This is a genomic window from Corallococcus llansteffanensis (assembly GCF_003612055.1).
Classification (GTDB): Bacteria; Myxococcota; Myxococcia; order Myxococcales; family Myxococcaceae; genus Corallococcus; species Corallococcus llansteffanensis.
On sequence record NZ_RAWB01000002.1, the window covers coordinates 61,815 to 69,708 of the forward strand.

General features: G+C 68.7%; 6 protein-coding genes. 2 read left to right on the forward strand and 4 right to left on the reverse strand.

The genetic code is table 11. The features are described from left to right. Window positions 1-54: 54 nt before the first annotated feature. A complete protein-coding gene (locus D7V93_RS00500; protein ID WP_147450976.1) occupies window positions 55-771 on the reverse strand; it encodes a hypothetical protein in 717 nt (238 codons plus the stop codon). Window positions 772-854: 83 nt separating this feature from the next. After that, window positions 855-2,384 carry a hypothetical protein gene (locus D7V93_RS00505; RefSeq protein WP_120641434.1) on the reverse strand — a complete coding sequence of 510 codons (1,530 nt, stop codon included), beginning with the start codon at window positions 2,382-2,384 and terminating at the stop codon, window positions 855-857. Between the two features lie 138 nt (window positions 2,385-2,522). On the opposite strand from D7V93_RS00505, the gene D7V93_RS00510 reads away from it, so the two are divergent. Together D7V93_RS00510 and D7V93_RS00515 are read left to right on the forward strand one after the other, a co-directional pair. Next, window positions 2,523-2,978: an aldo/keto reductase gene (locus tag D7V93_RS00510; RefSeq protein WP_244237036.1), complete on the forward strand. Its 456-nt coding sequence runs from the start codon at window positions 2,523-2,525 to the stop codon at window positions 2,976-2,978. 66 nt (window positions 2,979-3,044) lie between these two features. After that, entirely contained in the window at window positions 3,045-4,139 is a 1,095-nt protein-coding gene (locus D7V93_RS00515) for a hypothetical protein (RefSeq protein WP_120641435.1), read from the forward strand. A gap of 73 nt (window positions 4,140-4,212) precedes the next feature. On the opposite strand, the gene D7V93_RS00520 is transcribed toward D7V93_RS00515, so the two are convergent. Then, complete coding sequence (locus D7V93_RS00520; protein WP_120641436.1) at window positions 4,213-5,136, reverse strand: hypothetical protein; 924 nt, start codon at window positions 5,134-5,136, stop codon at window positions 4,213-4,215. Between the two features lies 1 nt (window position 5,137). Beyond that, a complete protein-coding gene (locus D7V93_RS00525; RefSeq protein ID WP_120641437.1) occupies window positions 5,138-7,891 on the reverse strand; it encodes a TonB-dependent receptor in 2,754 nt (917 codons plus the stop codon). Window positions 7,892-7,894: the final 3 nt, after the last annotated feature.

Here is a 7,894-nt window from a genome sequence, read left to right on the forward strand (position 1 = left end):
CGAGGCGGCGCAAGAGCGCGCTCCGCGCCAATTGGGCGCGACGTGTTTCCCCCCTCAGAGTTCAATCTCGTAGTCGCTGACCTCATTCGTGTTTCGCGTCCACCGCGCGACCGCGAGGACCCTCCCCTGCGCCATCCCCGACGCCAGGGCGGAGCTCCCTTCCCCGTCCGCGATGACGCGGCGGGCTCCGAAGTCCGCCAGGTTCGTCGCGGCCGCGCCACCGAGACGAAACGAGGTCACGATGCTCATGTCGCAGGGCGCGGCCGGACGGTTCGTCGTGTCCGAGCAGATCTGGAGATAGAATGACTTGTTCTTGAATTCAAAGGCACGCCCGGTCTCACCCGGGAAGAAGTCGAAACCGGAGAGCTCGGCGTAGGCATTGTCGGCCGCGGAATCGTACTTGCTGCACTCCGACAGCGTGAGTCCACCGAGATAGACGAATGCCGTGTTGAAGATCCGTGGGCTGGACACCCCCTGGACCATGAAGAACGTCCCCGGGATGATCAGCATCTTCGACCAGCGCGCACTGGCATTCGCGATGCGTGACCGCGCCAGCTCCGCATCGCCCGCCGAATACGCAAACGACGCGTTCACCGTGAGAAGCTTGTCCGAGTTATAGGTAAAGAAATACTCGGGTCCCACGAAGATATCGGCGCCCGCCGCGCCCGCCGCATTGATGGCTTCGACCATGCGCCCGGCCCGGGCCGAGGGTGACTCGTTGCCCAGTTCGAGAACCTTCGGCGTATAACAACGGATCTTGAATCGAGCCATTGACGGCCTCCTTGCGCCCGGAACCCGAAGCGCATCCGCCCCCATGCTACACGGATTGGGACCCACGAGGGCCGGGGACCGCGTCAGCCAAGGAACTCGTGGCCAATCTCATCCACGTCCCAATCCAGCGCGTTGAGGTCCGGGAGGCGGTTGGTGGCGCAGTGGAGGTTGCCTCCGGACTTGCACAGGTGGGACGTGTCCACGAAGGCGCAGTCGAGCCCCAGCGAGCGGAGGCTGACGAAGATGAACGCCTCCAGGATGTCCACCGTGCCCTGCGCGGGAATCTGGAGCACCTGCGGGCCGACGAGCATCTTTCCGTGGTCGCTCAGCGGAACGCCGAGCGCGGTGAGGACCTCCTGCACCGAAGGGTCCTCCAGGTCCTTGGACAGGGTGCAGGCCTTCGCGGCGTCTTGCAGCCGCATCGATTCGCCGGGGCGAACGTAGAAGGGGAGCGTCGGCTGGCGGCGCAGGAGCTCGGTGAGATCCTTTTCAATCTCCTGCCTTCTCAGCGGCGCCAGGCACTGGTCGTAGTTCACGTTCAGCGTGCCCTGGAAGGTCGCGTGGAGGATGTCCACCGCCGCCGCCAGCCCGACGCGGTAGGCGTGCTGACGGGGCACCACGACGAGCCCGTTCACGTTGAGCAGGTTGATGGCGCTGGGGTGCGTGCCCGGCAGGTCCGGGAGGATGAGCAGCCGCTCCGACCGCGTCTCCCCCAGGCGCTCGAGGATCTCCCCGGCGTTGTCCAGGCTGACGGCTTCGTGCCGCTGCCGCTCCGAGGCATGGAGGGATTGGGTGGCCTTCTTCTCGCAGAACCGCCTGATGTCCCGGGTCGACTTGGGGTTGTTGGCCACGAGGTTGGCCCCCACCGTGAACCCGCGTGAGCACCACAGCCAGCCGGGCGGCATGTCCTTCTTCGCGAGCACGGCCTTCAGCAGGGTCGCGGCCAGCACCTGCGAAGGGACCGCCAGGGCCCAGTCCTGCGTGCCGTGCCCACCGACGAACGCCACCCGCTCGTCGGTGTGGGAGACGTGGGTCTCCGAGACGTCGATCCGGAGCGAGTCCTGGAGCGCGAGGCTCAGGGCGGTGTGCTCGGGGGCATGGGCCGAGGCCTCATCGCCCACCAGGATGAGTCCCTGGGGACAGTCCTCCGTCCCGGGGGTGACCATGAAGTTGCCGCCCTCCGCCTTCCCACCGCCGAAGTCCATGGGCGTGGCCATGCCCTGCAGCGCCTTGAGGACCGGATGGGCCTCCCAGTCCGCCGCGTCTCCGACCATGCAGAGGCGCAGCCCCTGCCCCGTGGGATCCAGGCACGCACCGACGATGAAGGGATCGCGGATGAAGCCCTGCGAGTGTCCTCCGCAGTCCGGCACGAGCTTGACCTTCGCGGCCTCCTTGTGACGGCTGAACACCTCTCGCAGCTGGACCGTGAGGTGGTCGTCTTCGGAGAACCGCAGGAGGATGGCCGTGACGGAGCAGGTCTCCGGGATGGCCACCCACCGGCGCAGCATCACGGCCAGGGTCGCGTCGGGCTCGAGCGAGTCCTCCAGTCCCAGCCGGGCGAGCCGCGTCCGGATCTGGGGGCGCGCGACATTGAGGTTGACGGACTTCGGCATGGGGGAGCCTCCGCTTCTGGACCCTAGCCTGTCGCGCCAAACGATTCGCCTTCAACGGCCGGCACCGGCTCAACGGCGCGGGAGGACCTCCCGGACCTGCTCGAGGAAGGCCCGCAGGGGACGGGAGGCCCGCGCCCGGTGGGGGAGGCGTCGGGGCTCCTGTCGGGCAAGTACACCCGCGAGGGCACGCAGGCGAAGGGCGAGGGGCGGCTTCCCTCCATCCAGCCCTCAGGCAACCCGGGCTTCGCGAAGCTCTTCACCGAGCGCAACTGGGCCATCGTGGACACGCTGCGCGAGGTGGCGAAGGAGCTGGACCGGTCCCCGGCGCGGGTGGCCCTCGCGTGGGTGACGCGCCGGCCCGGCGTGGCGTCCACCCTCATCGGCGCGACGCGGCTGGAACAGCTCGAGGCGAACCTGCATGCGCTCGACGTGGAGATTCCCGCGCCGCTCGCCGCGCGGCTGGAGGCGGCCAGCCGTCCGGAGCTCGTCCACCCGTACCACTTTTTCGAGGAAGACTTCTTCACCGGAGGCATGTTCACGGGAGGCACGAAGGTCCGCGCCGAGCCCACGTGGTTCCGGCCGGCGCCTCGCTAAATGCCTATCATGGGCGCTGTCCATCCACACGATGCAGGCATTGGGGGAACCGTGAAGAACCGCAGAGTGAAGCAGGCGCAGGCCGTCCTGGCATTCCTTGTCGCCGGAGTCGCGAGCATCGCGGGCGCCCAGGGAGCATGCCCCGCGAAGGCGGCGGCGTGGAACGTTTCGCAGCCCGGGGACATCCCCGACCTCGAGGCCAAGGGGTTCAACCTCTTCTTCGTCGAGATTGCTACCGGCCCCGGGCCTGCGGGGGACCTCGCGATGCTGGCGCCAGCGGAGCAGGACTCCCGCATCCAGTCCTTCATCAGCCGGCTCGGCCCCTGCAGCCAGCTCATTCTGGGTTTGCGTCCGTGGCTGAGCAGGAATTGGTCGCACGGCGGAGCCGATGCGACGGTCTGCCCTGGCGTCCCAACCGGGACGACTGGCATGGAAGCCTTTGTGCGGCGCTGGGGCGGCTCACAGGGAAGCCAACCCAAGGTGTATGGCTTCCTCCTCAGTGACGACGTGACCTTGACCCCGCTCGGAGAAGGTTGCGGTACGCCGTCGAATGCCCTGTGGGTCGTCCGCTGGTTCTACCGGATGATTCGCAATAGCGCTGATGGCCAGAGCAACAGCTACGGAACGGACCTCGCTCCCGGCAAGAAGGTCATCGTCACGATGCCGTTCGACCCTCGCTCCTACAACGCCCAGTTCCAGGCCCATTTCAACATGCAGCCGTCGTTCCTCGTCCCGCCGGGCTTCTTCCAACCCGGGGACGCATGGGACGTGATGGCGATGTATTTCTATCCGCACACCAACTACCTGCCGCAGGATGGGTCGCTCGGGAACACCCTGCAGGCGCTCTACTCCGAGATGGCACGGATGTTCCCAGCGACCTCGCGCATGCCGCTGCTCCAGGCGGCTTCGTGGGAGTCGGCGCCACCGGGTGACAAGCTTCTCTTCCAGCCCGATCTGCGAATCCAGTACCAGAAGATGATGAGCGCGGGGCTGCTGGAAGGCTCGGCGGGGCTCGGGTACTTCACCGCCAACTGGCACCTGGAGTCCAAGGACCTGCTCCACATCACCGGGACGCGGATTGCCAACGACACCAACCCGTATTACCGGAGCGCGGGCATCATCAACGCCTTCCACCAGAACGTGCCAATCGGGCCTCGCTAAGCATCCGTCGCCGGCCCCAGGCAGCACGCTGCCCGGGGGAACGTCACTCCAGGACTCCAGCGCCGAACGGTGCTCAGGGACTCCAGCGCGCCCGACGCACCAACCAGGAGCTGCCGCCGCGCCCGTCCCGCACCACGGCCCAGAACGTCACCTCCTGCGCCGCCGCGCCTTCGGCCGGCTCCCACTCCGTGCGGTGCCGACCCTGCTGGCCACCGAAGTCCGCGCCGCCCGTCTCCTGCGGACTGAACTCGCCCAGCGTGGTGTGCCACGAAATCTCCCACGCCTCCTTGAGGTTGACGGCCTGCAGCCGCAGGCCCGGCACCACGTACGCCTCCTCCAAGGCCGTCACGTCCTCGGACGTCACCACGAAGGGACCGGGGCCGCTCAACTCCGGCAGCTCGCCGTCCTGCCAGGGCACGTCGTCCACCCGCAGGCCCGGGAGCACCGGCTGCTCGTTGGCCTTCATGCCCTCCACCACCGGACACCAGAAGACCATCAGCTTCTGCGCGTACACCTCCTCGTCGCCCGCCACCGCCCGCAGGACGAGCGGCATGCGGATGCCACCCAGCCCCCCGTAGGGGTCCTCCTCCTGCACGCGCTCCAGCAGGAGCCGGTCCTCCCCCACCCTGGCCGCGCCAGGATGGATGGCCAGCGTCAGCTCGCCCGCGCCCGTGGTGCCCTCCGCGAGCAACGCGCGATCCGCCTCGTTCGCGCAGGTGTTGTCGTCAGGGTCCGCGCACGCCCACAACGTGTACTGGATGGGGCGTCCCTCGCCAGCGGGGTCCACCAGCAGCGCGCGGTACGTCACCTCCGCCGCGAGCGCGTCCAGGGCCTCCGGCGTGCGCTCACAGGTGGAGGCCATCAGCTCCGGCCGCTCCGTGGAGACGCCGAGCACCCGGAAGTCGTGCACGCGCGAGGGCTGGTCTTCGGGGTCGATGCAGGCGAGCGCACCCATCGCCAGCAGGAGCAGGCCTCCGTAGTTGATCAGGGCCTTCATGTCAGAAGCTTCCTTTCACGCCCACCACGGGGAGGATGGGGATGCCGGGCACCTCGTACTCCCGGCGCTGCCGGTAGTCGTTGAAGACGAACTCGACGTTCTCCGCGTTGTAGAGGTTCTGCACGTCGATGTACGCCCCCAGCGTCCAGCTCTGGAACTGCCAGCTCTTGTCCAGCCGCACGTCGAGCTGGTGGAAGCCGGCCGTGCGCGCCGAGGCATACGGGCCATACGTGCCGTCGAAGCGGTTGCGGTCCACCTGGTACAGGTCGAACGTGTGATTGAGCGGCGTCGTCGGGCGGCCGGTGGTGTAGCGGAAGCGCCCGCCCAGCTCCCAGCCGTTGCCCAGGATGTAGCTGCTCACCAGCGTGAGGATGTGCGTCTGGTCGAAGGGACTGAGGCCATACGTCTCATCACTGTCATTGAAGCCCCCACCGAAGCCTCCGCCGCCGTCGGGCTTGGGGCCCGCGCGCCCGTCGAGCGAGCGACTGAAGGTGTACGACAGCCAGCCGGACCACCGGTCCTTCGCGGAGGCGCGGTCCTTCTTCACCATCACCTCCAGGCCCAGGGCGCGGCCGATGCCCTCGTTGGAGTACGGCAGCTGGACCACGCCCCCACCCGTGCGCGTGATGATCTGCCCGGGCGCCACGATGTTGTTGAAGCGGCGGTTGAAGAAGCCCGTCACGTCCACATTGAGCACGTCCGTCAAGCGGTGGTCCACGCCGAGGCTGCTCTGGAACGCACGCTGGTAGACGAGGTCCGGGTTGCCGTATGGCAGGTCGATGAAGCGGAACGTCTCCGGCGGCTGGCTGTAGAGGCCGAGCGAGCCCTTGAGGCTGGTCCGCTCGGTGGCCGCGAAGCGCACCCACAGCCGCGGGTCCAACGCCAGGTTCTGGGTGTCGCCCGCGCGCTGGAGGTTGCCGCGCACGCCGGGGGTGAAGGTGAACTTCCCCACCTTCATGTCCGCCTCGACGAAGAGCGCGCCGTCGAAGGCGCCGAGGCCGATCTTCTCCACCAGCAGCTCGCCCACGGACTCGGCGCCGGGGAAGGCCACGTACTCGAAGTTCTCCGGCGCGGGGAACTCCACGTCGAAGGACTGGTGCTCGTACATCAGGTCCACGCCGGTGCGCACGGTGAGAGCGGAGGACAGCTCCAGGCCCAGCACCTCGCGCGCGCCCACCGTGTAGCCCACGCCGTCCTGCTTCGCGGCGCCGAACTTGAAGCTGTTGCTGTCGTAGCCCACGTAGGGCGTGAAGACAGAGGTGAGGTTGCCCTTGCGGTACGTCCAGTCACCCTTGAGGCGGTGGAAGAGGGTCTGCGTGTCCACCGACAGGTCCCGCTCCGTCTTCGGGCCCGAGGACACCACCCGGAGCTGGTCGTCACTGCCGAAGGCCATGACGTAGCCGGTGCTGCGCGCGCCGCCCGCCTGGGCCTCCGCTTCCGAGCGGGCGCCCCGCTTCGCGCCGAAGTCCACGCGCAGCTGGTAGTCCCAGTAGCGCGGGACGACGGACAGCGTGCTGCCCTCGCTCTTGGGGAGGAAGACGGGCAGCAGCGTGTCGATGTACGAGCGCCGCGCGGCGGCGGCCACGCTGATGCCGTCCGTCACGGGCGCCTCCAGGAAGAAGCCCGCGTCCAGCACGTCCACCTTCACCGAGCCGTGGAACGTGTCGGCGGCGCCCTTGCGCGTGCCGACCTCGACGATTCCGCCCACCGCGCGGCCATACTGGCTGCCGTAGCCGCCCGGGTAGAAGTCGAGCTGATCAATGAACTCGGCGTTCACCACCGAGGGGCCGCCGAGCAGGTGGAAGAGGATGGGGATGCTGACCCCGTCCATCATCGTCGCCGTCTGGCCGGGGTTGGAGCCGCGCACCAGCAGCTCGCCGGAGATGAAGGGCGCGCGCGCCACGCCCGGCAGGGCCTGGATGACGCGGATGGGGTCTCCGAAGGTGCCCGGCGTCCGCTGCGCCTCCTGGCGCGTGATGGTCCGGCGCACGACCTCCTTCTTCGGCCGCTCGGAGCGCACCACCGTCTCCAGCGCGCCCGCGGCGGGGGCGAGGAAGAAGTTCACCTCCGTCGTCTCGTTCTGCTTGAGCTGCTCCTTCGTCTGGTAGAGCTGGAAGCCAGACGCCACCACGCGCACCGCGCACTCCCCGGGCGGCACCTCGAGGGTGAAGCGACCGTCCGCGTCCGAGGTGGCCTCGGGCGCCTCGGGGTCGTCACCGCAGCGCACGGTGGCACCGGCCACGCGCGAGCGGCTGCCGCGAGAGATGAGCTGGCCGGTCAGCGTGGCCTTCGGCGCCGCCTGGACCTGCTCCTGTCCGGGGGCCTCTTCCGGCGGGGCGTTGAGGGTGAAGTGGTAGACGTACTCCACCTGCACCGGCGCGGGCACCCCGTCCACCTCCGCGGGCGAGAAGCGGAACTGCCGCACCGCTGCGATGGCCGCCTCGTCGAAGCCATGGCCCGCGGCTTCCGTGGGCAACACATCCGCCACGGTGCCGTCCGCGGCGATGGTGATGATGAGGCGCACGGAGGCGGTGCCCCCCTGCGCGAGCGCCTCGGGCGGGTACTGGGCCTCCACCTGCTGCACCAGCGCCGGAGGCTTCGTCATGACGGGCTGGGCCTGCGCGGGCGCAGTGCCCTCGTGCTGCGAGGCTTCCGCGGGAGGCGCTCCAGCCTGCGGTGCCTGTGCGAGCGAGGGGGTCGCCAGCAGGAGCGAGGCCGCGGCGAGCGCGCTTCGGGCTTTCAGGGTCGGGGACATGGG

Excerpts from the sequence above, each read along its gene's own strand:
- D7V93_RS00500 (WP_147450976.1), bottom strand. The coding sequence starts at position 771 with ATGGCTCGATTCAAGATCCGTTGTTATACGCCGAAGGTTCTCGAACTG.
- D7V93_RS00505 (WP_120641434.1), bottom strand. The coding sequence starts at position 2,384 with ATGCCGAAGTCCGTCAACCTCAATGTCGCGCGCCCCCAGATCCGGACG.
- D7V93_RS00520 (WP_120641436.1), bottom strand. The coding sequence starts at position 5,136 with ATGAAGGCCCTGATCAACTACGGAGGCCTGCTCCTGCTGGCGATGGGT.
- D7V93_RS00525 (WP_120641437.1), bottom strand. The coding sequence starts at position 7,891 with ATGTCCCCGACCCTGAAAGCCCGAAGCGCGCTCGCCGCGGCCTCGCTC.